Origin of the sequence: Streptomyces sp. NPDC029044 (assembly GCF_040637495.1) — a bacterium.
Taxonomy (GTDB): domain Bacteria; phylum Actinomycetota; class Actinomycetes; order Streptomycetales; family Streptomycetaceae; genus Streptomyces.
Genome location: NZ_JBEZWN010000006.1, coordinates 199,259 through 225,331, shown reverse-complemented (window position 1 = coordinate 225,331; position 26,073 = coordinate 199,259). Strand labels below are relative to the sequence as shown.

The window sequence follows — 26,073 nt, the reverse complement described above, 5'->3', positions numbered from 1 at the left end:
ACCCGGTTTGGCGACTGTTGCGCCGGAAATTACATCACTTTTGCCTGGTTTTCGAGGTCCAGCGTTGCAGTGGAGGGGCAGACGGGCCTGCCGGGTCGGGGCGTGTGGTGATTAGGCTGGGACAGGGCTCGACGTCAGACCCCGTGGAGTAGGCGTCGGCGTCCCAGGGGGAAGCGGGGGAGCCTGTGGAGCGGACGACCTCGGACGACCCCTGTACGCCTCAAACGACTTCGCACGACGTCGGACGACAAGCAAGGGTCGCCCCAGCACGGCATGAGGGTGCTCGACCACACCAGGAGGAACACTGTGAGCAGCGATCGGGACGGGAACCGCGGGGGCTGGGCGACACCCGGCGATGACCAGCCCGACGCGGAGTCCGCAGCGGAGATGACGGGCGAGTTCACCATCGACTACGCCCCGCCCGCCTGGTACACGCAGAACGCCTCGGGGAGCTCGTCCTCGGGGCAGGGGGCGGCGGGGGCCGGGGCCGGTGCGTCCCAGGATTCCAGTGCCTCCTCGGGTACGCCCGGGGCTTCCGGGGTCAACTCGAGTTCCGGGACTCCGGGGGCTGCCGGCCCGCCCGGGGGCCCCGGCAGGCCGAAGGGGCCGGTGCCGCCGCTGCCGGGCCTGACTCCGCCGCCGCACGCCAACCCTTCCGGTGGGCCGTCGTCCCTGCCGACGTCGCTGCCGGGACAGGCCTCCGCTCCCGCTCCGGCCCCCGGGGCGCCCTTCAGCCCGCCCGCGCCGGCGCCCGCGCCGGGCGCTCCGTTCACGCCTCCCGCTCCCGCGCCCGGGACGCCCTTCACGCCGCCGGCGCCGCCCGCGTCGTCTTCCGGGGGTCCCTCGGCCGTGCCCAGGCTTCCGATGGGGAGCGGGTTCGAACCGCAGGGCTCGCAGCCGGAGGGCCGGCCTCAGGGGCAGACCGAGACGCCCTCGGCTGACGCGGCCTCTCCCGGGGCCGTCCCGAACATCCCCGTCGGCGGCTACCAGTCGTGGACACCGCCGGCTCCGCCGGAGGCACCGCCCGTTCCCGAGGCTCCGGCGACTCCGCCCGCCGCTCCGGAGGCTCCGGCCACTCCGGAGGCTCCGGCCGTCGCGGCTCCCGTCGATGCCGCGGAGCCGGAGAACGGCGATCTGGAGAGCGGTGCCACCATGCGCTTCTCCGCCGTCGCCCTGAAGCGGGAGATCGAGGAGCGCGCCGCGGAGGCGGCTTCCGCGCCCGAGGGGCCCGAAGCCACCGGGACGGAGGACACGGACGGGGACGGCGCTGCCCGTGCCGATGCCCTGCCGGAGGACGAAGACCCCGGTGTGGAGGGCGACGACTCCGCCACGGTTTCGGAGTACGCGCTGGACGCGGACGCCTTCACCGATCTGCCGCCGGCCGAGAAGGCCGAGCCGGAGGACACCCGGGCGGAATCCGAGGACGCGGCACCCGAGGCGCTTGAGCCGCAGGCCGCAGCGGCCGAGGACACCGGGGCCCAGGACACCGGGGCTCAGGACACCCAGCCCGAGGACACCGAGATCCAGGACGCCGGCCCGGAAGACCCCGAGTCCAAGGACGTCGAGGCCGACGACGCCGACGACGCCGACGCCGAGACCGAGCAGGCACAGCCCGAGGACGCCCAGTCCGAGAACGCGCTGCCCGAAGCCGACGAGCCCGCGGACGCGGTGCAGGCCGGAGCCGACCAGGAGCCCGAGGACTCGGTGGCGCCTGCTGCCGGGCCGGCCGACGCGCCCCCCTCCGGCGGCACGCCCGCGCAGGACGAGCCGGAGGGCGCCGTACCGGCCGTACCGGTCTCGCCCGATGCCCGGCAGAGCACGCCGTCCGACTCCACTCCCCCGCCCCCGCCGGGCGTGCCGCCGCTGCCGCCGTCGTACCAGCCGGCCGCTCCGGCTCCCGCGAGCGAGTGGCCCGCCCCGCCGCCGCAGCAGCCCCCGGCGCAGCCCTCGGACGCGAACCCGCCCGCCCAGCCGCAGCCGACGGCCGCCCAGGGACAGCCTCCGGTGCCGCCGCAGCCCTACGTGCCGGCCCAGCAGCCGCCGTTCCAGCCTCAGGCGCCGCAGCCCGCGCCTGCCGCGTGGAACCAGCAGCCCGCACCGACGCCGCCCGCCCAGCCCGCACCGCAGCCCGGGGGCTACGGTTTCCCGCACCCGGGAGCCCCGGCCGCGCCGAACGCGCAGGACGGCTACGGCTTCCCGCACCCCGGTGCCCCCGCCCCGGCCGCACAGCCCCCGGCCCAGCAGCCGGGCGGCCCGCACGCGCCCCACGCGCAGGACGGCTACGGCTTCCCGCACCCCGGTGCCCCCGCCCCGGCCGCCCAGCAGCCCCCGGCCCAGCACCCCGCCGCTCCGCCCGTTCCCGCACCGACCCCGCAGGACGGCTACGGCTTCCCGCAGCCGGGCGCCCCCGCCCCGGCCGCGTCCGCCCCCCAGGACGGTTACGGCTTCCCGCAGCCCGGCGTCCCCGACGCCCAGGGCGGGTACGGCTTCCCCCAGCCGCCGGTGCAGCAGCCGCAGCCCCAGGCGCAGCCCGGTGTACCCCCGCAGGTCCAGCCGCAGCCCGAGGCCCGGCCCCCGCACGCCGGGCAGCCCGCCCCGTCGGGACAGCCGCACCCGGGGCAGCAGCCCCCGCAGCAGCCCGTGGATCCCCGTACCGGTGCCGCCTGGCCGCAGCCCATGCAGCACGACCAGCGGCAGCCGACCAACCCCGGGGCGGCGCCGCTCGGTTACACCGCTGCCGTGGAGCTGTCGTCCGACCGGCTGCTCAACAGCAAGAAGCAGAAGGCGAAGAGCAGCCGTCCGGCGGCCGGTGGCGGCCGTTTCAAGATCGGCGGGAAGAAGGAGGAGGCCGAGCGGCAGCGGAAGCTGGACCTGATCCGCACGCCCGTGCTGTCCTGCTACCGGATCGCCGTGATCAGCCTCAAGGGCGGTGTCGGCAAGACGACCACCACCACCGCGCTGGGCTCCACGCTCGCCACCGAGCGGCAGGACAAGATCCTCGCGATCGACGCCAACCCGGACGCGGGCACCCTCGGGCGCCGCGTGCGGCGCGAGACCGGGGCGACCATCCGTGACCTGGTCCAGGCGATCCCGTACCTCAACTCGTACATGGACATCCGGCGGTTCACGTCGCAGGCGCCCTCCGGTCTGGAGATCATCGCCAACGACGTCGACCCGGCCGTGTCCACGACGTTCAACGACGAGGACTACCGGCGCGCGATCGACGTGCTGGGCAAGCAGTACCCGGTGATCCTCACCGACTCCGGTACCGGCCTGCTGTACAGCGCCATGCGCGGTGTGCTGGACCTCGCCGACCAGCTCATCATCATCTCGACGCCGTCCGTGGACGGGGCGAGCAGTGCGAGCACGACGCTGGACTGGCTGTCCGCGCACGGGTACGCCGACCTCGTCTCGCGGTCCATCACCGTCATCTCCGGGGTGCGCGAGACCGGCAAGATGATCAAGGTCGAGGACATCGTGTCGCACTTCGAGACGCGCTGCCGTGGCGTCGTCGTCGTGCCCTTCGACGAGCACCTGGCCGCCGGCGCCGAGGTCGACCTCGACATGATGCGGCCGAAGGTGCGGGAGGCGTACTTCAACCTCACGGCGATGGTCGCCGAGGACTTCATCCGCCACCAGCAGGCGCACGGCCTGTGGACGTCCGACGGCAACCCGCCGCCGGTCGCGGCCCCGCCGCTGCCCGGCCAGGCCGTGCCGGGTCAGCCCGTGCCCGGTCAGCCCTACGCCCAGCCGGGGCAGCCGCCGTACCCCGGACAGCAGCAGCCGGCTCCCGGTCAGCCGGGCCCGTACCCGCAGCAGCCGCAAGCCGGGCAGCCGGCCCCGTACCCGCAGCAGCCGCAGCCCGGCCAGCCGTACGCCCAGCCCGGTCAGCCCTACGCCCAGCCGGAGCAGCCGCAGCAGCAGCCGTACCAGCAGGCCGCGGGTCAGCCGCCCTACCCCCAGCCGGGCCAGCCTGGCCAACCGGGGCAGCCCGGGCCCGGGCAACCGGCGGCCCACCCCGGCCAGCCGTACCCGCAGCCGGGGCAGCAGCCCCCCGCCGCTCCCCCGCAGCCCGGCTACGGCTACCCGCAGCCCGACGGGCAGACCCCGCCGCCCCCGCCTCCGACGCAGTAATCGCCTCACCCGATCGGCCCCTTCTCAGAGGCTGGTCCCGCCCGGCCCGCGCCGTTCCGACTCGGCGCGGGCCTCGGCGCGTTCAGGGGCCGATTCCGTTGCCAGGCCCTGGCCAGGAGCGCTTCAGTGGTCTCGACCAATGAGTGCGAAAAGCTCGCCAATTCGTTATTTCCGCAGGCCACAAGGGGTGAACACGCCGTTGACGGGCGGAGACGGCCGCTGGTACACACACATCACGCATCTGACACCTGATCAACCCGTCCTTCCCGTCCGAGCGATGACGCGAGGTCCGACCATGGGCACGAACGATCAGAAACGCAGCCTCCCGCACGGCCTCCGCCTCGTCGCCCTGGCCGGGGTCGCCGCGCTCACCCTCACCGCCGGTCTCGCGACCCCGCTCGACCCGGCACCCCAGCAGGCCCGGGCGGCCGACGACGGCAAGAAGGTGCTGACCGTCGCCGTGGCGCAGAGCGTGGACTCGCTCAGCCCGTTCCTGGCGGTCCGGCTGCTCAGCACGAGCGTCCACCGGCTGATGTACGAGTACCTGACGAACTACGACCCCAAGGACAACCACGCCATCGCGGGCCTGGCCACCAAGTGGGAGCCGTCGGCGGACAAGCTGACGTGGACGTACACGATCCGCGACAACTCGAAGTGGTCGGACGGCGAGCAGGCCACCGCCGAGGACGCGGCGTGGACCTTCAACAAGATGATGACCGACTCCGGCGCGGCCACGGCGAACGGCAGCTACGTCGGGAACTTCAAGAAGGTGACGGCCCCGAGCCCCACCAAGCTGGTCATCGAGCTGAAGAAGCCGCAGGCCACGATGGCCGCGCTGGACGTGCCGATCGTGCCGAAGCACGTGTGGGAGAAGGTCTCGGACTTCTCCGAGTTCAACAACGACAAGAGCTTCCCCGTCGTGGGGAACGGCCCGTTCGTGCTGAGCGGCTACAAGGCCGACCGCTACGTCCGGCTCAAGGCCAACAAGGACTTCTGGCGCGGGTCGCCGAAGTTCGACGAGCTGGTCTTCCGCTACTACAAGGACCAGGACGCGGCCGTCTCCGCGCTGCGCAAGGGCGAGGTCTCCTTCGTCGCCGGGTCCCCGTCCCTGACGCCCGCTCAGGCGGAGTCGTTGAAGGGCGCCGACAACATCCAGGTCAACGACGCCCCGGGCCGCCGCTTCTACGCCCTCGCCACCAACCCGGGGGCCAGGGCCAAGAACGGCGAGAAGTTCGGCGACGGCCACCCCTCCCTGCTGGACCAGCGGGTGCGCAACGCGCTGTTCCGGGCCGTGGACCGCGAGGCCATCATCGACAAGGTGTTCCGGGGCCACGCCGTCGAAGGCGAGGGCTACATCCCGCCGCGCTTCCAGGACTACTTCTGGAAGCCGTCCGCGAGCCAGAAGCTGTCCTACGACCCGGCCGAGGCGGCCCGGCTGCTCGACGAGGCGGGGTACAAGAAGAACGGCGACGGCAAGCGCGTCGGCAAGGACGGCAAGCCGATCACCTACCGCGTGCTGTGCCACGCCACCGACCCGAACGACAAGGCCGTCGGCAAGTACCTCCAGGAGTGGTGGGGCGAGCTCGGCATCGGCGTCCGGCTCAACTGCCTCGACAACGTGACCGACCCGTGGCTGGCAGGCAAGTACGACCTGGCGTTCGACGGTTGGTCGGTCAACCCCGACCCCGACTTCGTACTGTCCATCCACACCTGCGGGGCTCTTCCGGCAACCCCCGAGGAGACGGGCGCGACGGACAACTTCATCTGCGACAAGAAGTACGACGAGCTCTACGCCCGCCAGCTCACCGAGTACGACCCCGCCAAACGGGCGGACATCGTCCAGCAGATGGAGTCGCGGCTGTACGACCTCGGGTACATGAACGTCATGGCGTATCCGAACGCGGTCGAGGCCTTCCGGACGGACCAGATCAAGTCGATCACGACCATGCCGGCCAAGGCGGGCAACATCTACGGCCAGGACGGCTACTGGAGCTGGTGGTCGGCGGTCCCCGCGGACTCCGACGGCTCCTCCGACAACGCCTCGTCGACGGGGGTCGTGGTCGGGATCGTCGCGGGTGTCGTGATCCTCGGCGGGCTCGCGGCCTTCGCGGCGATGCGGCGGCGGGCCACCGCCGAGGAACGCGAGTGAAGCGGCGAGCGGGTACTCATGACCGCTGACGCGACCCCCGCGCTGGTCGAGGACAAGCAGCCGGCGGCGGCTGGGCCGCGGGTACGCGGGAGTTCCGCGTACCCGCGGTACCTGGCGGGCAAGGTGGCCGGTGCCGCCGTGTCGCTGCTGGCCGTCCTCGTAACCAGCTTCTTCCTCTTCCGGCTGATCCCCGGCGACCCGGTGAAGACCATGACGGGCGGCCGTCAGGTGTCGGCGGAGCAGCTGGCCGCCTACCGCGAGGAGTTCGGGCTCGACCTGCCGTTGTGGCGGCAGTTCACCGATTACTGCGGCAAGGCCCTCACCGGTGACTTCGGGACGTCGTACCAGTTCCGTGCCCCGGTCGTGGACAAGATCACCGAGGCGCTGCCCAACACCCTGCTGCTCACCGGTACCGCCTTCGTCCTCTACACGGCGCTGGGCATCTTCCTCGGCACGCGCTCGGCGTGGCGGCACGGCAGGCTGGGCGACCGCCTCAACACGGGCCTCGCGCTGACGCTGTACTCCATCCCGTCCTTCTGGCTCGGACTGCTGCTGATCATCGTGCTGTCCGTGGGCATCGGCCCACTGCCCGGCATGTTCCCGACCGGCGGCATGGAATCGGGCGGCGAGCAGGGCTTCGCGTACGTGCTCGACGTGGCGCACCATCTGGTGCTGCCGGTGGTGACGCTGGTGGCGGTGGAGTACGGGCAGACGCTGCTGGTCACGCGTTCGGCGCTGCTGGACGAGATGGGCAGCGACTATCTGACGACCGCGCGGGCCAAGGGGCTGCGCGACGACCTCGTACGCCGCCGCCACGCCGTGCCGAACGCCATGCTGCCCACCGTGACGCTGATCTTCATCAACCTCGGCCGGACGGTGGCGGGCGTGATCCTGGTGGAGACGGTGTTCTCCTGGCCGGGGCTGGGCGGGCTGTTCTACCAGGCGCTGAGCGTGCCCGATCTGCCGCTCGTGCAAGGGCTGTTCTTCGTGTTCGCCGCCGCGGTGATCCTGATGAACACCCTCGCCGACCTGGTCTATCCGCTGCTGGACCCCCGGGTGGCCCGATGACGACGACGACCGAACCGGCCCCGAGCCCGCGCGCCCTCGCCCGGCAGCGGCGCCGGGCCTCCGTCGCCCGCTTCTGGCGCCAGTACCGCTCGGAACGGGCGGGGCTGTACGGGCTGACCGCGCTGTCGCTGTGCGCGCTGCTGGCCCTGTTCGCCCCGCTGTTCGTCGGCTCCGACGTGAGCAGCGTGACCGACGCGCCAGGACGTCCGATGCAGAGCCCGAGCGCAGAGTTCCCGCTCGGCACCGACCAGTTCGGGCGGGACCTGCTGGGCCTGGTGATCTGGGGCTCGCGGGTGTCGCTGCTGGTCGGGCTGCTCGCCGCCGTGCTGTCGGTCGCGATCGGAACCCTGATCGGGGTGACGGCGGGGCACTTCAAGGGCTGGTACGCGACGGTGATGATGCGGGTCACCGACTGGTTCCTGGTGATGCCGACGCTGGTGCTGGCGATCGCCCTGGCGACCGTGATGTCCCGTTCCCTGACCACGACCGTCGTCGCGATCGGCGTCACCACCTGGCCGACCACGGCCCGGCTGGTGCGCGCCCAGACCCTCGCCGTGGAGACCCGGCCGTACATCGAGCGGGCGCAGGCGCTGGGCGGCGGGCACTGGCACATCATGTCCCGGCACGTGCTGCCCAACGTGATGCCGCTGGTGCTGGCCCAGACCACCCTGATCATCTCCTCGGCCATCCTCGCGGAGGCGACCCTCGCCTTCCTGGGCCTCGGCGACCCGACGGTCGTGTCGTGGGGCGGGCTGCTCCAGGACGCGCGGGAGGCGGGCGCGGTCAGTGCCGGGGACTGGTGGTACCTGGTGCCGCCGGGCATCGCCATCGCCGTGGTGGCGCTGGCGTTCACGCTGTGCGGGCGGGCCGTGGAGTCCGTCCTCAACCCCAGGCTGGGGGTGTCGCGTTGAGCCTGCTCGACGTCAGGAACCTGACCGTGACGTACGCGGGCGGGGCGGCCGCCGTGCGCGGGGTCGATCTGCGCCTGGAGGCGGGCCACAAGCTCGGCCTCGCCGGGGAGTCCGGTTGCGGCAAGTCCACGCTGGCGCTGGCGCTGCTGCGGCTGCTGCCGGCGGGCGCCCGGATCACCGGGGAGGTGCTCCTCGACGGCGAGGACGTGCTGGCCATGAAGTGGGGCCGGGTCCGGGCGGTCCGCTGGGCCGGGGCCTCCGTCGTCTTCCAGGGCGCGATGCACTCCCTCAACGCGGTGCACCGCATCGGCGACCAGATCGCCGAGCCGATCCTGCTGCACAAGAAGGCCACCGCGGCCGGGGCGAAGAGGAAGACGGGTGAACTGCTGGAGCAGGTCGGTCTCCCGGCGGCCCGCGCCGACGCCTATCCGCACGAGCTGTCCGGCGGCCAGCGCCAGCGCGTCATGATCGCGATGGCCCTGGCCTGCGATCCCCGGCTGATCATCGCCGACGAGCCGACGACCGCGCTCGATGTGATGATCCAGGCCCAGATCCTCCGGCTCATCGAGCAGCTCGTCGCGGACCAGGACCTCGGCCTGATCATGATCAGCCATGACCTGGCGGTCCTCGCCGACACCTGCGACCGGCTCGCGGTGATGTACGCGGGCCGGGTGGTCGAGGAAGGCCCGGCCGCCCAGGTGTACGAGGACGCCCGGCACCCCTACGCCCGGGCCCTGTCGGCCGCGTTCCCGCGCATCGGCGACCCGGCGTCCCGGTTCGCGCCGCAGGGCCTGGCGGGCGACCCGCCGGACCCTGCCGCGCTCCCGTCCGGATGCACCTTCCATCCGCGCTGCCCGGTGGCGCTGGAGTCGTGCCCCGAGCAGGACCCGCTGCTGCGGACCGCGGGACCCGAACGCCGGGCGGCGTGCGTGCTGGCAGGACCACCGGTGGATACGCCCCTCGGCGCCCGAGAGGAACCAGAGCCCCTGGAGGAAGCGAGGCCCGGCACACCATGACCACATCGCCCACGGCCCCCGAGGTCACCACGGCCCCCCTGCTGAGCGCCCAGGGCCTCTACGTCACCTTCCCCGGACGGCACGGCGGCCCCCGGGCCCGCGCGGTGGACGGCGTCGACCTCGACATCCGCCCCGGCGAGATCGTCGCGCTGGTCGGCGAGTCCGGCTGCGGCAAGACGACCCTGGCCCGCAGCCTGCTCGGGCTGGTCGAGCCGACGGCGGGCCGGGTCACGTTCGACGGCCGCCCCCTGGACTACTCCGGCCGGTCCCTGAAGGCCTACCGCAAACGCGTCCAGCTGGTCCTCCAGGACCCGAGCGGCTCGCTCAACCCCAGGCACACGGTGTACGACGCGGTCGCCGAGGGCCTGCGCATCCACGGCTGCGGCGGCGACGAACGCACAGCGGTCGCCGAGGCGCTGTCCCGGGCCGGACTGCGCCCCCCGGAGCGCTTCTTCCTGCGCTACCCGCACGAACTGTCCGGCGGGCAGCGCCAGCGTGTCGTGATCGCCGGGGCGCTCGTCCTGGAACCCGAACTCCTCGTCGCCGACGAGCCGGTGGCTTCCCTCGACGCCTCGGTACGCGGCGAGATCCTCGCCCTGCTGCTCCGGCTGCGCGCCGAGCTGGGCCTGTCCGCCCTGGTCGTCACGCACGACCTGGGCCTGGCGTGGAACATCGCGGACCGGGTCGCCGTGATGTACCTGGGCCGGATCGTGGAAACGGGCCCGGTGGAACAGGTCCTGACGGCCCCACGGCATCCCTACACGCAGGCGCTGCTGTCCGTGCTCCCGGAGGCCCCGGGCACCCCGGTGGTCCTCACCGGCGAGCCCCCGGACCCGTCCCGCGTCCCGAGCGGCTGCCGCTTCCACGCCCGCTGCCAGATCCTCGCCAGTGGTGAGGCGGAGGCAGCGGGAGTGGCGGACACGTGCAGGGGCCAGGACGTGCCGGTGCTGAGCGGGGGCGGTCAATCACAGGTGGCCTGCCACTGGGCAGCTCCGCAGGCGCCCCTCAGGGGCGCGGGGAACTGCGCGACCAGCCACAACCCACCCGCAGACGGCCCACAAGGAGACTAGGCAGACCGCTCTGCCGCCGCCACCAACGCCGTGCACTTCTCGACGTCCTGCCCCATCTGAACCAGCAGCGCGTCCAACGTGTCGAACTTCGCCTGCCCCCGCACGAACGCCAGGAAGTCGACCGCGACATGCAACCCGTACAGATCGAGCCCCACCCGGTCGATGGCATACGCCTCCACCGTCCGCTCGGTCCCCTCGAACTGCGGATTCGTGCCCACGGAGATCGCGGCCGGCATCGCCTCGCCCTGGGCGTGCAGCCAGCCCGCGTACACACCGTCGGCCGGGATGGCCGTGTGCGGCAGCGTCTCGACGTTGGCCGTAGGGAAGCCCAGTTCGCGCCCGCGCTGGGCACCCCGGACGACGACGCCCTCCACCCGGTGCGGCCGGCCGAGGATCTCCGCCGCACCCTCGACGTCGCCCTCGGCGACCAGCCGCCGCGTCAGCGTGGAGGAGAACGGCTCGCCGCCGCCCGCCGCACCGGTCACGTACAGGTCGACGACCTCGACCTCGAAGTCGTAGGTCTTGCCCTGCGTGGCGAGGAACTCCACGTTCCCGGCGGCCTTGTGGCCGAAGCGGAAGTTGGGGCCCTCGACGACCGCCTTGGCGTGCAGCTTGTCGACCAGGACCTTGACGACGAAGTCGGCCGGGGACAGCTTCGAGAAGTCGGTCGTGAAGGGGAGGATGAGCACCGCGTCCACGCCCAGGTCGGCCATGAGTTCGGCGCGGCGGTGGTGCGGGGCGAGCAGCGGCGGGTGGCTGCCGGGGCGGACGACCTCGCTGGGGTGCGGGTCGAAGGTGACGACGACGGCGGGCACGCCCAGTTCCCGGGCGCGGTCCACGGCATGCCGGATGATCAGCTGGTGCCCGCGGTGCACTCCGTCGTAGGAGCCGATGGTGACGACGCTGCGCCCCCAGTCCTGGGGGATGTCCTCCAAGCCACGCCAGCGCTGCACTGTGCCTGCTCCTTGTCGAAAGCTCGTCGAACCCGTGTCCGGTCGGTTGTCCGTGATTGCCTCGTGCGCAGGTCTAAGGGTGCCATGCCGGGTGCCTCCTGCCCGCATCGGCATGGGGGTGTGACAGGGCGCACGGCACCGTACTGCGGCCCGGCGCCCTGCGGCCGGTCACACGGGGACGCCCTCGCCGGCGAGGTTCTCGATCATCCGGTGGGAGCTCGGCCCGACCAGCGCCGCCCACTCCTCGGGCGCCTCGGCCAGCCAGGCGGCCGCGCGGGCGGCGAAGCCGGGCACGTGCCGGCCCAGGTCGACCAGGGCGCGGTCGAAGCGGGTCGCGCCCTCCGGGGTGCGCACGAGGAGCAGTGCGATGCGGTGGACGAGGTCGCGCAGGTCGTCCCCGCCGTTGCGGGCGGCGGCGTGCAGCAGCGCGTCCAGGACGTCGGTGTCGTGCTCGCGGGCGAGGAGCGCGTCGCGCAGTTCACGGCGCAGCGGACGTGAGGCGGGGATGCCGGGCGGGGTGAGGACGGCGGCCAGGGCACAGCGCAGCCGCACCGGGCCGTCCTCCAGCAGGGCCGTGACCAGCGGCAGGAGCACGGGCCGGGCGGCGGGGCCCCGGTCGAGCCGCTGGTCGGCGTATGCGGCCGTGGGCCCGGCGAGCTCCGGCCGCTGCCGTGCCGCCCGGCACAGCACGGCGGCGACCCGCCGGGCCAGGCCGGGCGGGGCGGCGTCGGCGAGTGCGCGCAGGGCCTCCTCCGCGTCGGGTCGCTCCAGCCGGGCTGCGAAGGCCGTGAGAACCGGCTCGGGGTCGGTCAGGAGGGCTCCGGCCAGCGCGTCCGGTGAGAATCGCGGGTCGCCCGCGGCGAAGTGTTCCAGCGCCCGCGGGAGGTAGCGGGCGCGGGTGTGGGGGTCCTGGACGAGCAGGGCGAGGGCGCCGCCGTGCAGGGCCCGGTCGGCGGGACGGGCGAGCAGGGTGAGGGCCGCGTAGCGCAGGAGGGCGCGGTCGCCTCCGGTGCTCACGTGCGGCGCGACGCGCAGTCCGTGCGCGACCGCGGCGTTCCGGCGCGCGGGCCGCTCGTCGCGCGCCCAGCGGTCGACGGCCCGGCACACCCCCGACGGCTCCTCCTCGGCCAGCACGGCGAGCAGTTCGTCGGCCCGCCGGTGCGCACAGTCGACGAGCACGTCCGTCAGCCCGTCCAGGGCGCCGTGGCGGTGGGTGTGCAGCAGCGCCTGGGCGGCCGTGGCCACGGTCGCGTGCGGGGTCGCGGGCAGTGGCTCCTCGTCGTCGAACCAGCGGGCGAGCTGTGGCTGCACGGCGGCGGGGCCGGCGGCGAGGAGTGCGGCGACGGCGTCGAGGAAGCGGGGTCCGGCCTCGCACGGCGGCCCGTCGGCGTGGACCAGCCGCCGCAGCAGGGCGCAGCGGACCTCCTCCGGGAGCCTGACGCCGGTCCAGAAGGCGGGCCCGAGCTCCCCGGGGACGGGCCGTCCCTGCCGCCGCCAGGCCACGATCCGGTCGGCGAGCAGCCGCAGCACCTCCGTGTACGGCGCCGCGTCGGGGAGGGCCGACAGCGTCCCGGCGAGCAGGCGGGGGGCCCACCAGGAGCGCGGATCCGCGTCCAGGGCGTGGACCAGGTCGGCCAGGCGGGAGGCCAGCCGACAAGGGCCGTGCTGGCGGCCGAGGTACAGCAGGGCCTGGACGACCGGCCCGATGCGGTGGTGCGGCACGGGCTCGGACGGGGCGTCCTCGGCGCGGTGGACGAGGGCGTGCAGGGCTTCGTCGAGGTCGAGGTGCATGCCCTGGAGCCAGTCGGCGAGCCCTTCGTGTGCGAAGCGGTAGCCGGGTCCGGCGGGTACGAGCAGGCCCTCGGCGAGCACGGCCGACGCCCAGCCGCTGCCGCCGCCGAGCCGCTCCGGGGCGGTCCCCCACGCGAACACGTCCGCGAAGACCTCCGGGTCCAGGTCTCCCGGCCCCGGCCCGAGGCTGCGCCGGGCGGCCTCGTGCACCTGCCCGGCGACCTTCGCGGCCAGGCGGCGTACGGCCGTGCCGTGCAGGCCGTCGCCGGCGGCCAGGCGCTGGGCGATCCGCAGGGACATCAGGTCGAGGTAGGCCGCGAAGACGTCGTTCCGGTCGATCTCGGTCGCCTCGGGGGGGTCGGTGAGGGCCGCCCGGACCTCGGCGAGCAAACCGAGGGTGAGGGGGTGCCGGGCGTCGGCCGGGGCGAGGGCGTGACCGGCGAGGCCGTGGCGCCGGTACGCCTCCCGCGCCTCGTCGTCGGTGAGGTCGCCGAGAACCACGCGCGGCTCCGCGGGGAAGGGCGCGGTCTCCCAGTACTCCGCCCGGCAGGCCACCACCAGCCGGGCTCCCGTCTCCCACAGCCACCGCGTGGTCCCGTCCGCCCAGTCCTTCGGACGGCGGGCCAGGGCCGGGGGCATCTCCTCGGGGCCGTCGAGCAGGAGGAGCAGCGGGCGGCCCTCGGACCGGGCGAGGTGGGCCAGGCGCTCGGGCGTGATGTCACCCGGGCCGGCCGGGGCGGAGGTGGTCACGACGGAGGCGGCCCGGTTCAGCGCCCGGTGTGCCGCGTCCGCCACCGACGCGTCGCCGTCCCGCAGTTCGCTGCCGCGCAGCCAGAGCGTGGGCTGCCCGTCCCGCCGGCGCCGCGCGGCGAGCGCCGCGAGTTCCGTCGTACGACCGCTGCCCGGGGGGCCGACGAGGCCGAGTACGGCCGCCGGGCCGCCGGTGAACGCGTTGATCTCGGCCGCCACGGCCGCCCGTTCGACCGGTTGCGGGAGACCGGGGCCGCCGGGCGGGTCCTCCAGGGCCACCGAGGCGGCGGTCAGGTCCAGCACCCCGGCCAGATTGAGGTCCGCGCCGTACGCGGGAACCGTCGCCGCGTTCTCCGCGAGCACGTCGGCCAGCGGCTGCGCGGCACAGGCGAGCCGGGAACGCAGCGGTACGGCGAACCCGACATCGCGGTGATCGGAGCTGAGGGCGGTGCCCAGCACCCCCACCACGGCGCCGGTCCCGGCGTCGAGGACCGGGCCGCCGGCTGCCCCGCCGCCCAGCCGCAGCGCGTCCCGCCCTGCCGTGCCGACCGCCAGTTCCAGCGCGTCGTCGAGGCGGTGGAGGCGGTCCGTGGCCGCGTACGTCACGGAGGCCGAGCCCAGCAGCCGTGCCTCGCGCCAGACGCCGGCGGCGATCCGCACGTAGGTGCCGGTCCTGGCCCCCTCCCGCACGGTGACGGGCAGCGGCGGCACACCGAGCCCCTCGGTCCGTACGAGGGCCAGGTCCAGCGCGGGCAGCGGGGTGACCGCCTCGGCGGACACGACCCGGCGGCGGCCCCCGGCGCCGTACAGGACGAGCCGGGGCAGACCGTCGACGGCCTCGTGGCTGGTGATCAGTGTGCCGCGGTGGTCGGCCAGGAAGCCGGTGCCGCGGGGGCGGCCGGCCAGGTCGTGGATGCGGACGAGGGCGTCGCCCGGGACCGCCCCGTCCTCGTGCCGTGCTGGTCCGGGGAGGTCCGGGGAGCCTTGTGGGCTGTCGTCCGTCTCCCGGGACCGGTTCCGCGACGCCATCGTCGAGCCTCCCCGCCGTACACCCGTGCCCTTGTGTTCGACAGTAGGGGCGGGATGATCAGCGGGACAGATCGCTCTGCGAAAGCGCCCCCTTCCGCTCCCCCGGTTCACTCCGAGCGCCCGCACGGACGGGTGAAGGATCGGGGGCGGCTGGATACACCCTAGGGGTGGGGGAACCGAGGGGGACCGTGGAGCGGTGGCAGTGGAGGTACCCCGTGGCTGCCGCTCCACGGGCGGACACCGGGCCCCCTGGTTCCTCCGTCAGGCGAAGACGGCCAGGCTCTTGGCCTTGCCCCGGTGCTCCTCCACGAGCGCGAGGAAGCGGCCCTCCGGGTCGAAGACGGCGACCGGGCCGGAGCCCGCGTACGTCTCGGGCATGTCCAGCCGCACGCCGTTGGTGAGCAGCTTGGCCCGCCGGGCGTCGACGTCCCAGCGGGGGAACGCGGCCGTGGCGGCCTCGGCGATCGGCATCACGGTCAGCTCCTGCTGGAGCTGGTCGAGGGTGCGGGCCGCGTCCAGCTTGTAGGGGCCGACACGGGTGCGGCGCAGGGCGGTGAGGTGACCGCCGACGCCCAGGCCGGTGCCCAGGTCCCGGGCCAGGGCGCGGATGTAGGTGCCCGAGGAGCAGACGACCGAGACGACCAGGTCGAGGACGGCCGTGCCGTCGTCGGCGACGGCGTCCCGGACGTCGTACACGCCGAAGGAGGAGACCGTCACGGGCCGGGCCGGGATCTCGAACTCCTCGCCTTCCCGGGCCCGCTTGTACGACCGCACGCCGTTGATCTTGATGGCGCTGACCTTGGACGGCACCTGCATGATGTCGCCGGTCAGCGCGGCGATGCCGGCGTCGATGGCGTCGCGGGTGACCTTCGAGGCGTCCGTGGAGGAGGTGATCTCCCCCTCGGCGTCGTCCGTGAGGGTGTTCTGCCCGAGCCGGATGGTGCCCAGGTACTCCTTCTCGGTCAGCGCGAGGTGGCCGAGGAGCTTGGTGGCCTTCTCGACGCCGAGGACGAGGACGCCCGTGGCCATCGGGTCGAGGGTGCCCGCGTGCCCGACGCGTCGCGTTCTGGTGATGCCGCGCATCTTGGCGACGACGTCGTGCGAAGTGAAGCCCGACGGCTTGTCGACGATGACAAGGCCGTCGGGCGTGGTGTGCTTCTGGGTCATTCTGCGCCGGTGTCCGTCTCGTCGTCCTCGTCGGGCTTGCGGTACGGGTCGGCGTCGCCGGCGTACTTCGCGCCCGCGGACGCCTCGCGCACCTTCTCGTCGGACTGGCGCGCCTTGTCGAGGAGGTCCTCGATGGTGCGGGCGTTGTCCGGGAGGGCGTCCATGACGAAGGCCAGGGTCGGCGTGAACTTCACACCGGCGGCCCGGCCCACCTCGGAGCGCAGGATGCCCTTGGCGCTCTCCAGGCCGGCGGCGGCCGCCGCGCGCTCCTCGTCGTCCCCGTACACCGTGTAGAAGACGGTCGCTTCCCTGAGGTCGCCCGTGACCCGGGTGTCCGTGATGGTGACGTGCGAGCCGAGCCGCGGGTCCTTGATCCCACGCTGCAGCTTCTGGGCCACCACCTCTCGGATGAGGTCCGCCAGCCTCTTGGCACGCGCGTTGTCGGCCACTGGTCCGTCTCCTTAAGTGCTTACTTGTTGCTTCAGTCTTCGTCGCTGTGGAGCCTGCGTCGAACCGAGAGCAGTTCGACTTCGGGCCGCCCCGCGACGAGCCGCTCACAGCGGTCCAGGACGTCGGTGAGGTGTCCCGTCTCCCCCGAGACCACCGCGAGCCCGATCTCGGCCCTGCGATGGAGGTCCTGGTTCCCCGTCTCGGCCGCGCTCACCCCGTACTTGCGCTGGAGCTCGGCGACGATCGGGCGGACCAGAGAGCGTTTCTCCTTGAGCGAGTGGACGTCGCCGAGGAGCAGATCGAAGGACAGAGTCCCCACGTACATGTGTGATCCGGATGTCCCGCCGGTTCGGGGTACGGGCGCCACGCTTCGACGCCGATACGGGAACCGTACACGCAACGGCCGGGGCCGATCGACGGAATAAGTCCCGCCGATCGGCCCCGATCGTGACTCAGGTCAGACGCGCGGCTTCTCGCGCATCTCGTACGTCGCGATGACGTCGTCGACCTTGATGTCGTTGAAGTTGCCGAGGTTGATACCGCCCTCGAACCCTTCGCGGATCTCGGTGACGTCGTCCTTGAAGCGACGCAGGCCCTCGATGTTGAGGTTCTCCGCGACCACCTTGCCGTCGCGGATGAGGCGCGCCTTGGTGTTGCGCTTGACCTCGCCGGAGCGGATGAGAACACCCGCGATGTTGCCCAGCTTGGACGACTTGAAGACCTCGCGGATCTCCGCCGTGCCGAGCTCGACCTCTTCGTACTCCGGCTTGAGCATGCCCTTGAGGGCCGCCTCGATCTCCTCGATCGCCTGGTAGATGACCGAGTAGTACCGGACGTCGACACCCTCGCGCTCGGCCATCTGCTGCGCACGCCCGGCGGCGCGCACGTTGAAGCCGATGACGATGGCGTCGGAGCCCATGGCCAGGTCGATGTCGGACTCCGTGACCGCACCGACGCCGCGGTGCAGGACGCGGATGTCGACCTCTTCGCCGACGTCCAGCTGGAGCAGCGAGGACTCCAGGGCCTCGACCGATCCGGAAGCGTCACCCTTGATGATCAGGTTCAGCTGCTGGACCTCGCCGGCCTTGAGCACCTTGTCCAGGTCCTCCAGCGACACGCGGCGCGTGCGCTTGGCGAACGCGGCGTTGCGCTCACGGGCGGCGCGCTTCTCGGCGATCTGACGGGCCGTACGGTCCTCGTCGACCACCAGGAAGTTGTCGCCCGCACCCGGGACGTTGGTCAGGCCCAGGACCTGAACCGGCGTCGAGGGACCGGCCTCGGCGACGCTGTTGCCGTTGTCGTCGTGCATCGCCCGGACGCGGCCGTACGCGTCGCCGACCACCATGGTGTCGCCGACCCGCAGGGTGCCGCGCTGGACGAGGACCGTCGACACGGCACCGCGGCCGCGGTCGAGGCGGGACTCGATCGAGATGCCCTGCGCGTCCTGGTGCGGGTTGGCCCGCAGGTCGAGCGAGGCGTCGGCCGTGAGGATCACGGCCTCCAGCAGGGAGTCGATGTGCAGACCCTGCTTGGCGGAGATGTCGACGAACATGGTGTCGCCGCCGTACTCCTCGGCCACCAGGCCGTACTCGGTCAGCTGACCGCGCACCTTGGTCGGGTCGGCGCCCTCGACGTCGATCTTGTTGACCGCGACGACGATCGGGACCTCGGCCGCCTTGGCGTGGTTGAGCGCCTCGACCGTCTGCGGCATGACGCCGTCGTTGGCCGCGACGACGAGGATCGCGATGTCCGTCGACCGGGCACCACGGGCACGCATGGCGGTGAACGCCTCGTGACCCGGGGTGTCGATGAAGGTGATCTTGCGCTCTTCCTCGTTGACCTCGGTCGCGACCTGGTAGGCACCGATGTGCTGGGTGATGCCGCCGGCCTCGCCCGCGATGACGTTCGTCTTGCGGATGGCGTCGAGGAGCCGGGTCTTACCGTGGTCGACGTGACCCATGACGGTGACGACGGGCGGGCGGACCATCAGGTCCTCCTCGTCGCCCTCGTCCTCGCCGAACTCGATGTCGAAGGACTCCAGGAGCTCGCGGTCCTCCTCCTCGGGGCTGACGATCTGAACCGTGTAGTTCATCTCGTCGGCGAGGAGCTGGAGCGTCTCGTCGGAGACGGACTGCGTGGCCGTGACCATCTCGCCGAGGTTCATCATGACCGCGACGAGCGACGCCGGGTTGGCGTTGATCTTCTCCGCGAAGTCGGTGAGGGAGGCACCGCGCGACAGGCGAACGGTCTCGCCGTTGCCGCGAGGCAGCATCACACCGCCGACCGACGGGGCCTGCATGGCCTCGTACTCCTGGCGCCTCTGCCGCTTCGACTTGCGACCGCGACGCGCGGGACCACCGGGACGGCCGAAGGCACCCTGCGTGCCACCACGGCCACCGGGACCGCCGGGACGACCGCCGAAGCCGGGACGGCCACCGCCGCCGGGACCACCGGGACGGCCGGCGAAACCGCCGCCACCGCCACCGGGACCACCGGGACGGCCGGCGAAACCGCCACCGCCGCCACCGGGACGGCCGGCGAAGCCGCCGCCACCCGGACGACCGCCGCCGCCACCGGGACGACCGCCGCCACCGGGACCGCGGCCGCCGGGGCCACCGCCGCCGGGACGCGGGCCGGCAGCAGGACGCTGCGGCATCATGCCGGGGTTCGGACGCGGGCCACCGGGACCGCCGCCGGGACGCGGGCCACCGCCCTGCGGGCGGGGCATGCCGCCCGGGGTCGGACGCGCGCCGCCCGGAGCCTGCGGACGAGGACCGCCGCCGGCGCCCTGCGGACGGGGGCCGCCCTGGCCCTGGCCCTGCGGACGCGGGGCGCCACCGGGCGCACCGGGGCCGCCCGGACGCGGGGCACCGCCCGGACGGGGCGCCTGCGGGCGCGCCATGCCGGTGGAGCCACCAGAGGTGAAGGGGTTGTTGCCCGGGCGGGGACCCGCCGGACGGGCACCGGGGCGTGGGGCGCCGCCACCCGGACGCGGGGCGCCGGGACGGTCACCGCGGTCACCACGGCCCTGGCCTCCCTGGCCGGGACCGCCCTGGCGCGGAGCACCCGGACGCGGCGCCTGGCCGGCCGGACGCGGGGCGCCCGGACGCGGGCCGGAGCCCTGACCCTGGCCCTGCGAGGCGGCCGGTGCGGCGGGAGCCGCCGGGGGTGCCGTGAACTCGGGCGTGGTCGGAGCCGGGGACGCCGGGGCGGGCCGCGGCGCGGGCTTCGGGCCCGGGGTGGGACGGGGGCCGGGAGTGGCCGGCGCGGCCGGAGCCGCGGGCTTCTCTGCGGCGGCCGGCTTGGGGGCCGGCGGGCGCGGGGCGGCCGGACGGGCAGCCTGCGCGGGAGAGGGGGCGCCCGGCTTCGCCGGGGCAGCCTTGCGGGCAGGGGCGGGCTTGCCGCCACCGCTGCCCTGCTGGAGGGCGTCCGTCAGCTTGCGTACAACAGGCGCTTCGATCGTCGAAGACGCCGAACGGACGAATTCACCGAGTTCCTGGAGCTTGGCCATGACGACCTTGCTCTCGACGCCGAACTCCTTGGCGAGTTCGTAGACCCGGACCTTAGCCACTTCGCTCCTTTGAGGTCCGGGTTGCGTCCGGACCGTCGCTAGTTCATGGGCGTACTCATCGCGTACTCATCGAGTGCTCATCGCAATCTCGACCTGCTTTCGACTCGCGAGGTACCTAGCCGTACGGGGTTCCGCACGGCACGTCTTACGGTGTTGCCTGCTCGGCAACTGTTGTCTGCTCGACGTATCGACGCAACGCCTTTGTGTCGAGCGGCCCCGGGACGCGCAGTGCCCGCGGGAACGCCCGGCGGCGTACCGCCTGGTCGAGACAGACCGGTGCGGGGTGAACGTACGCACCCCGGCCGGGCAGCGTACCGCGTGGATCAGGGACGCACTCGTCCTTGATCGCTACGATCCGCAGCAGTTCGGCCTTGGCCGCTCGCTCCCGACACCCCACACAGGTGCGTTCAGGGCATGCGCGGGCGCGCGTCCGGCCAGACACTGTTAAGTCTACCTCCCCGTACGCCCCTCACCCCTTTGGGGCAGGGATCGAACAGTTGCCGCGCGGGAACCTGTCGCGTTCTGAACGACGCGCGGCTTGGATCTATTCCTCGGAGCCGTTCCCGGCCTGCTCGGTGTCCGGACGGATGTCGATCCGCCAGCCGGTCAGGCGGGCCGCGAGGCGGGCGTTCTGCCCTTCCTTGCCGATGGCCAGCGACAGCTGGTAGTCGGGCACGGTCACCCGGGCCGACCGGGTCGCCATGTCCACGATCTCCACCTTGGAGACCCGGGCCGGCGACAGCGCGTTCGCCACCATGTCGCCCGGGTCCTCCGACCAGTCGACGATGTCGATCTTCTCACCGTTCAGCTCGCCCATGACGTTGCGCACGCGGCCGCCCATGGGGCCGATGCAGGCGCCCTTGGCGTTCAGGCCGGAGCGGGTGGAGCGGACGGCGATCTTCGTGCGGTGACCGGCCTCACGGGCGATCGCGGCGATCTCCACCGAGCCGTCGGCGATCTCCGGCACCTCCAGGGCGAAGAGCTTCTTCACCAGGTTCGGGTGCGTGCGCGACAGCGTCACGGACGGGCCGCGGACGCCCTTGGCGACCCGGACGACGTAGCTGCGCAGGCGCATGCCGTGCGGGTAGGTCTCCCCCGGAACCTGCTCCTGCACGGGCAGGATGGCCTCCAGCTTGCCGATGTCGACCAACACGTTCTTCGGGTCGCGGCCCTGCTGGACCACGCCGGTGACGATGTCACCCTCGCGGCCGGCGTACTCGCCGAGCGTCGCGTCGTCCTCGGCGTCGCGCAGGCGCTGGAGGATGACCTGCTTGGCCGTGGTGGCGGCGATACGACCGAAGCCGGACGGGGTGTCGTCGAACTCGCGGGGCTCCTGGCCCTCCTCGAGGTCGTCGGGGTCCTCCTTCGCCCACACGGTCACATGGCCGGTCTCCCGGTTGAGCTCCACGCGCGCGTGGCGGCGGCTTCCCTCGGTGCGGTGGTAGGCGATGAGGAGGGCCGACTCGATCGCCTCGACCAGCAGGGGAAAGGAGATCTCCTTCTCCCGAACCAAGCCCCGCAGGGCGCTCATGTCGATGTCCACGGCTACGCCTCCTCTTCCTTCTTGTTGTCCTTGCGGCTGAATTCGACCTGGACACGTGCCCGGACGATGTCGTCGAAGGCGAGTCTGCGGGCGGTGGCCTTGCGGCCCTTCACCCCCGGCACCTCGGTGTCGACACCCTCGTCATCGACCTTCAGGATCCTGGCGACCAGCTCGCCGCCCTCGGCCAGCTGGAACTTCACCAGCCGCTCGGTGGCGCGGACGTAGTGCCGGTGTTCCGTGAGGAGGCGCTCCGCGCCCGGGGTGCCCACTTCGAGGGTGTACTCGCCCTCGCCCATCGCGTCCGTCTCGTCGAGCTTCGCCGAGAGCACGCGGCTCACATCGGCGATCTGGTCCAGGTCGGCGCCCGTGTCCGAGTCGACGACGACGCGCAGCACACGCTTGCGTCCGACGGAGTCCACCTCGATCTCTTCGAGATCCAGGCCCTGGGAGCTGACGAGCGGTTCCAGTAGCTCTCGCAGCCTCTCGCTCTGGGTGGTGCTCATCCGGGTGACTCCTCGGCCGCGTGTGCTGTTGTGGGATGGGTCGCGTGTCTGGTCAAAGGGTATCCGGTCGCGGGGAGTGTTGCCGTCCACCCGGTCACGAACGGTGCCGCTGAGTGATGCGGGGCGGGGGCCCGGGTACCGTGATCACGGGCGTGCCGCCCTTCGCAGTCCCTTCTTTCTCGAATGTTTCTCGAAACGAGCCCCGAGGACGTCTGACGTGCCGTTCCCCCCATCGCCGCGTGCCCGCTCGGGTCCGCGCAGAAGGAGCCTGCTCGCCGTCGCCCCGGCGGCTCTCGCCCTGACGGGCTGCACGGGCGGGCATTCCGGTGACCCGGCCGGGGACGGCCAGCCGGCCGCCGACCGGGCACGCGCGCGTGCGGCCCGGGACAGCGAGGCGCTGGTGGAGCGCTACGACGCGGTGATCGCCGCCCGGCCGGGACTCGCGGGCCGGTTGCGGCCGCTGCGCGAGGAGGTCGTCCGGCACGCACGAGCCCTCGGCGGTGGCCGGAAAGCATCGCCCTCGGCGTCCCCTTCGGCACCGGTGTCCTCGTCGGCCCCGGCCTCACCGTCCGCGGCCGTGCCGGACAACGACAAGGACGCCCTCGCCGGGCTCGCCGCGGCGGAGAAGGAACTCGCCGACCGGCGGGCCAAGGCGCTGGGCGGGGTGCCGGGTGAGCTGGCGCGACTGCTGGCGTCGGTGGCGGCGGCCGGAGCGGTGCACGTGTACCTGCTGACGGAGGAGGCCGCGTGAGCGAGGAGAAGGACCGGGAGCTGCGGGCCCTTCAGACGGCGCTGGCGGCCGAGCACGCGGCGGTGTACGGCTACGGCGTGGTCGGCGGGAGGATCGCTGACGGCCGCCGCACCGAGGCACTCACGGCGTACGACGCGCACCGGGCACGCCGGGATGCGCTGGTGCGTGAGGTGAAGGACCTGGGGGGCAGGCCGGTGGCCGCGTCCGCCGGTTACGCGCTGCCGTTCCAGGTGCCGGACTCGGCGGCGGCCGTGCGGCTCGCCGCCGAGCTGGAGGACCGGGTGGCCGGGGTGTACGCCGACCTGGTGCGCGCGGCGGGCGGGGGGCGGCGGGCCCTGGCCGCGGAGGCGCTGCGGGAGGCGGCGGTACGTGCGGTGCGCTGGCGCGGCGAGAGCGTAGCCTTCCCTGGGCTCGCGGAGCGGGCCGGAACGGCCCCGCCCTCGGCGGCGCCGACGGCGTGACCCGCGCGGGGCACGCACCGAGGACGGCACGAAGGGAACGACTCGCTCATGGTTTTCGAACCGCCGAAGCGCCTGGTCAGGGCGCTCGGTGAGACGGCACCGGACGGTGACGACTGGCTGGAGAAGCTGCCCGGGGCGGCGCAGCGGGCCGTCGCGCTACGCGAGTTGACCGTGGAGCGGGTGCAGGTGCCCGGCGGGCGCAGCAGCCTGGTCGTGCTGGTGCGGGCGGCGGACGGGACGCCGGCCGTGCTCAAGCTGGCGCCGGGCCGGGCCCGCCCGGAGGCGGAGCGGGCCGCGCTGGCGCACTGGGCCGGGCGGGGTGCGGTGCAGCTGCTCGAGGAGTCCTCCACCGAGGGCGTGCTGCTGCTGGAGCGGCTGCATCCGGACGTGTCGGTGCGGTCGCTGCCGGAGGCGAAGGCGCTGCTGGAGGCGGCGGGGACGTTGCGGCGGCTGTGGGTGGAGCCGCCCGCCGGCGTCCCCTTCGAGACCGTGGCCGAGCGGACCGGGCGGCAGGCGGAGGCGATGCGGGCGCGCGCACAGGCCGCTCCCGAGGTGGCGCCCCTGGTCGACGTGGCGCTCGCGGCGCGCGCGGAGCTGCTGGCCGCGCCGCCCGAACAGCGGTTGCTGCACGGCACGTTCCGGCAGAGCAAGGTGCTCGCCGGGGAGCGGATGCCGTGGCTGGCCGTGGGGCCCGACCCGGTGGTGGGCGAGTGCGCCTTCGATCTGGCCCGGCTGGTCCGGGACCGGGTGGAGGACCTGATCGCCCAGCCGTCCGGCGCGGCCACGACCCGGCGCCGGGTGAAGCGGCTCGCCGAGTCCCTGGACGTGGACCAGGAGCGGCTGCGGGGCTGGACGCTGTTCAGGGCCGTGGAGTCGGGCGTGCGGGCGGGACGGGTCGGCCGCCCGCGCGACGCGGAGCTGTTGCTGGAGTTCGCGAGCTGGCTGTAGGGCTTCGGGCCGCCGACTCGGTCTTTGTCGTCGAGCACCGGGCGGACTGTTTCGGCCAGTCCGCCCGGTCCTGTCGGTGCTACGCCGTGAGGCGGGCGACGGCTTCCTCGACCGTCAGTTCCTCGCGCTCGCCGGTGCGGCGGTCCTTCAGTTCCACCACGCCGTCGGCCGCGCGCCGGCCGGCCACCAGGATCTGCGGTACGCCGATCAGCTCGGAGTCCGTGAACTTGACGCCCGGCGAGACGCCGGGGCGGTCGTCGACCAGGACGCGGACACCGGCGGCGGCCAGCTTCTGGGAGATGTCCAGGGCCAGTTCGGTCTGGAGGGCCTTGCCCGCGGCGACCACGTGGACGTCGGCCGGGGCGACCTCGGCGGGCCAGCACAGGCCCTTGTCGTCGGCGCTCTGCTCGGCCAGGGCGGCGACCGCGCGGGAGACGCCGATGCCGTAGGAGCCCATGGTGACGCGGACCGGCTTGCCGTTCTGGCCGAGGACGTCGAGCTTGAGGGCGTCGGCGTACTTGCGGCCCAGCTGGAAGATGTGGCCGATCTCGATGGCGCGGTCGAGGACGAGGCCCGTGCCGCACTTCGGGCAGGGGTCGCCCTCCTGCACGACGACGACGTCGACGTACTCGCCGACCTCGAAGTCGCGGCCCGCGACCACGTTCTTCGTGTGCGTGCCGGCCTTGTTCGCGCCCGTGATCCAGGACGTGCCGGGGGCCACGCGCGGGTCGGCGATGTAGGTGACCTTCTCCAGGCCCCGCGGTCCGACGTAGCCCCGGACCAGGTCGGGGCGGGCCGCGAAGTCCGTCTCGGTGACCAGTTCGACGGCGGCCGGGGCGAAGTGCGCCTCGACCTTGTCCATGTCGACCTCGCGGTCCCCGGGGACGCCCACGGCGACGATCTCGCCGTCGACCTTCACGAGGAGGTTCTTCAGCGTGGCCGAGGCGGGGACGCCGAGGGAGGCCGCGAGGGTCTCGATGGTCGGGGTGTCGGGGGTGGGGATGTCCTCGGCGGCCGGCACGTCCGAGCCGTCGACGGACTTCAACTCGTACGTGATCGCCTCGGTGTTCGCGGCGAAGTCGCAGGTGGGGCAGTCGGCGAAGGTGTCCTCGCCGGCCTCGGCCGGGGCCAGGAACTCCTCGGACTTGGAACCGCCCATCGCACCGGCCGTCGCGGCGCAGATGCGGTAGTCGAGGCCGAGGCGCGCGAAGATCTTCTGGTAGGCCTCGCGGTGCAGGGCGTAGGACTTCGCGAGGCCCTCGTCCTCGGTGTCGAAGGAGTAGGAGTCCTTCATCAGGAACTCGCGGCCGCGCAGGATGCCGGCACGGGGCCGGGCCTCGTCGCGGTACTTGTTCTGGATCTGGTAGAGGATGACCGGCAGGTCCTTGTAGGAGGACGCCTGGTCCTTCACCAGGAGGGTGAAGATCTCCTCGTGGGTGGGGCCGAGGAGGTAGTCGCCGCCCTTGCGGTCCTGGAGGCGGAACAGCTCGGGGCCGTACTCCTCCCAGCGGCCGGTGGCCTCGTAGGGCTCGCGGGGCAGGATCGCGGGGAGCAGGACCTCCTGGGCGCCGACGGCGTCCATCTCCTCACGGACGATCCGCTCGACGTTGGCCAGCACCTTCTTGCCCAGCGGCAGCCAGCTCCAGATGCCGGCGGCGGTGCGGCGCACGTAGCCGGCCCGCACGAGGAGCTTGTGGCTGAGGACCTCGGCGTCCGCCGGGTCGTCGCGCAACGTCTTCGCCAACAACTGGGACATGCGCTGGACCGGTACGTTCGCCATGGTTCCTCTGCTCCTGCGTGTAGGTGAT

General features: G+C 73.2%; 19 protein-coding genes. 9 read left to right on the top strand and 10 right to left on the bottom strand.

Annotation, left to right across the window (positions count from 1 at the left end; translation table 11 throughout):
* Positions 1-306 precede the first annotated feature (306 nt).
* The 6 genes from AB0E85_RS08605 (at position 307) to AB0E85_RS08580 (ending at position 10,348) form a co-directional block, all read left to right on the top strand.
* Positions 307-4,134: an SCO5717 family growth-regulating ATPase gene (locus AB0E85_RS08605; RefSeq protein ID WP_361924016.1), complete on the top strand. Its 3,828-nt coding sequence runs from the start codon at positions 307-309 to the stop codon at positions 4,132-4,134.
* A 295-nt stretch (positions 4,135-4,429) separates the two neighbouring features.
* Positions 4,430-6,283 (top strand): ABC transporter substrate-binding protein, encoded by a 1,854-nt coding sequence (locus tag AB0E85_RS08600; RefSeq protein WP_361924014.1) that lies wholly within the window; start codon positions 4,430-4,432, stop codon positions 6,281-6,283.
* A gap of 18 nt (positions 6,284-6,301) precedes the next feature.
* Complete coding sequence (locus AB0E85_RS08595) at positions 6,302-7,351, top strand: ABC transporter permease (protein WP_361924012.1); 1,050 nt, start codon at positions 6,302-6,304, stop codon at positions 7,349-7,351.
* Entirely contained in the window at positions 7,348-8,262 is a 915-nt protein-coding gene (locus AB0E85_RS08590) for an ABC transporter permease (RefSeq protein WP_361924010.1), read from the top strand. Before AB0E85_RS08595 ends, AB0E85_RS08590 begins: the two co-directional genes overlap by 4 nt.
* Complete coding sequence (locus AB0E85_RS08585; protein ID WP_361924008.1) at positions 8,259-9,278, top strand: ABC transporter ATP-binding protein; 1,020 nt, start codon at positions 8,259-8,261, stop codon at positions 9,276-9,278. The genes AB0E85_RS08590 and AB0E85_RS08585 overlap by 4 nt, the downstream gene beginning before the upstream one ends.
* Positions 9,275-10,348, top strand: a complete 1,074-nt coding sequence (locus AB0E85_RS08580; RefSeq protein ID WP_361924006.1) for an ABC transporter ATP-binding protein — start codon at positions 9,275-9,277, stop codon at positions 10,346-10,348. Before AB0E85_RS08585 ends, AB0E85_RS08580 begins: the two co-directional genes overlap by 4 nt.
* Here AB0E85_RS08580 and AB0E85_RS08575 read toward each other — a convergent pair.
* The 9 genes from AB0E85_RS08575 to rimP form a co-directional block, all read right to left on the bottom strand.
* Entirely contained in the window at positions 10,345-11,301 is a 957-nt protein-coding gene (locus AB0E85_RS08575; RefSeq protein ID WP_361924004.1) for a bifunctional riboflavin kinase/FAD synthetase, read from the bottom strand. The two genes, AB0E85_RS08580 and AB0E85_RS08575, sit on opposite strands and share 4 nt — an antisense overlap.
* Before the next feature lie 168 nt (positions 11,302-11,469).
* Positions 11,470-14,871: a trypsin-like peptidase domain-containing protein gene (locus AB0E85_RS08570; protein WP_361924002.1), complete on the bottom strand. Its 3,402-nt coding sequence runs from the start codon at positions 14,869-14,871 to the stop codon at positions 11,470-11,472.
* A 261-nt stretch (positions 14,872-15,132) separates the two neighbouring features.
* On the bottom strand, positions 15,133-16,038 hold the full coding sequence (truB, locus tag AB0E85_RS08565) for a tRNA pseudouridine(55) synthase TruB (protein WP_361924000.1): 906 nt from the start codon (positions 16,036-16,038) through the stop codon (positions 15,133-15,135).
* Positions 16,035-16,487: a 30S ribosome-binding factor RbfA gene (rbfA, locus tag AB0E85_RS08560; protein ID WP_033313042.1), complete on the bottom strand. Its 453-nt coding sequence runs from the start codon at positions 16,485-16,487 to the stop codon at positions 16,035-16,037. Before rbfA ends, truB begins: the two co-directional genes overlap by 4 nt.
* Before the next feature lie 32 nt (positions 16,488-16,519).
* Positions 16,520-16,813 (bottom strand): DUF503 domain-containing protein, encoded by a 294-nt coding sequence (locus AB0E85_RS08555; RefSeq protein ID WP_030853207.1) that lies wholly within the window; start codon positions 16,811-16,813, stop codon positions 16,520-16,522.
* 132 nt (positions 16,814-16,945) lie between these two features.
* Positions 16,946-20,059 (bottom strand): translation initiation factor IF-2, encoded by a 3,114-nt coding sequence (gene infB, locus AB0E85_RS08550; RefSeq protein ID WP_361923997.1) that lies wholly within the window; start codon positions 20,057-20,059, stop codon positions 16,946-16,948.
* A 145-nt stretch (positions 20,060-20,204) separates the two neighbouring features.
* Positions 20,205-20,501, bottom strand: a complete 297-nt coding sequence (locus AB0E85_RS08545) for a YlxR family protein (protein ID WP_107459168.1) — start codon at positions 20,499-20,501, stop codon at positions 20,205-20,207.
* A 102-nt stretch (positions 20,502-20,603) separates the two neighbouring features.
* The gene (nusA, locus tag AB0E85_RS08540) at positions 20,604-21,602 is read right to left on the bottom strand and encodes a transcription termination factor NusA (protein ID WP_361923995.1); all 999 of its coding nucleotides are present in this window, start codon (positions 21,600-21,602) and stop codon (positions 20,604-20,606) included.
* Between the two features lie 2 nt (positions 21,603-21,604).
* On the bottom strand, positions 21,605-22,105 hold the full coding sequence (rimP, locus tag AB0E85_RS08535) for a ribosome maturation factor RimP (RefSeq protein WP_361923993.1): 501 nt from the start codon (positions 22,103-22,105) through the stop codon (positions 21,605-21,607).
* 217 nt (positions 22,106-22,322) lie between these two features.
* On the opposite strand from rimP, the gene AB0E85_RS08530 reads away from it, so the two are divergent.
* Genes AB0E85_RS08530 through AB0E85_RS08520 form a run of 3 tightly spaced genes read left to right on the top strand, consistent with a single transcriptional unit; the run spans position 22,323 to position 24,265 of the window.
* Entirely contained in the window at positions 22,323-22,856 is a 534-nt protein-coding gene (locus AB0E85_RS08530; RefSeq protein WP_361923991.1) for a hypothetical protein, read from the top strand.
* Positions 22,853-23,317, top strand: a complete 465-nt coding sequence (locus AB0E85_RS08525) for a ferritin-like domain-containing protein (RefSeq protein ID WP_361923989.1) — start codon at positions 22,853-22,855, stop codon at positions 23,315-23,317. The genes AB0E85_RS08530 and AB0E85_RS08525 overlap by 4 nt, the downstream gene beginning before the upstream one ends.
* A gap of 48 nt (positions 23,318-23,365) precedes the next feature.
* Positions 23,366-24,265 (top strand): aminoglycoside phosphotransferase family protein, encoded by a 900-nt coding sequence (locus AB0E85_RS08520; protein ID WP_361923987.1) that lies wholly within the window; start codon positions 23,366-23,368, stop codon positions 24,263-24,265.
* Positions 24,266-24,344: 79 nt separating this feature from the next.
* Here the strand turns inward: AB0E85_RS08520 and AB0E85_RS08515 are convergent, their stop codons facing one another.
* Positions 24,345-26,045 (bottom strand): proline--tRNA ligase, encoded by a 1,701-nt coding sequence (locus tag AB0E85_RS08515; protein WP_361923985.1) that lies wholly within the window; start codon positions 26,043-26,045, stop codon positions 24,345-24,347.
* Between the last annotated feature and the right edge of the window lie 28 nt (positions 26,046-26,073).

Excerpts from the sequence above, each read along its gene's own strand:
- AB0E85_RS08600 (WP_361924014.1), top strand. The coding sequence starts at position 4,430 with ATGGGCACGAACGATCAGAAACGCAGCCTCCCGCACGGCCTCCGCCTC.
- AB0E85_RS08595 (WP_361924012.1), top strand. The coding sequence starts at position 6,302 with ATGACCGCTGACGCGACCCCCGCGCTGGTCGAGGACAAGCAGCCGGCG.
- AB0E85_RS08590 (WP_361924010.1), top strand. The coding sequence starts at position 7,348 with ATGACGACGACGACCGAACCGGCCCCGAGCCCGCGCGCCCTCGCCCGG.
- AB0E85_RS08580 (WP_361924006.1), top strand. The coding sequence starts at position 9,275 with ATGACCACATCGCCCACGGCCCCCGAGGTCACCACGGCCCCCCTGCTG.
- AB0E85_RS08570 (WP_361924002.1), bottom strand. The coding sequence starts at position 14,871 with ATGGCGTCGCGGAACCGGTCCCGGGAGACGGACGACAGCCCACAAGGC.
- truB (WP_361924000.1), bottom strand. The coding sequence starts at position 16,038 with ATGACCCAGAAGCACACCACGCCCGACGGCCTTGTCATCGTCGACAAG.
- AB0E85_RS08555 (WP_030853207.1), bottom strand. The coding sequence starts at position 16,813 with ATGTACGTGGGGACTCTGTCCTTCGATCTGCTCCTCGGCGACGTCCAC.
- rimP (WP_361923993.1), bottom strand. The coding sequence starts at position 22,105 with ATGAGCACCACCCAGAGCGAGAGGCTGCGAGAGCTACTGGAACCGCTC.
- AB0E85_RS08520 (WP_361923987.1), top strand. The coding sequence starts at position 23,366 with ATGGTTTTCGAACCGCCGAAGCGCCTGGTCAGGGCGCTCGGTGAGACG.
- AB0E85_RS08515 (WP_361923985.1), bottom strand. The coding sequence starts at position 26,045 with ATGGCGAACGTACCGGTCCAGCGCATGTCCCAGTTGTTGGCGAAGACG.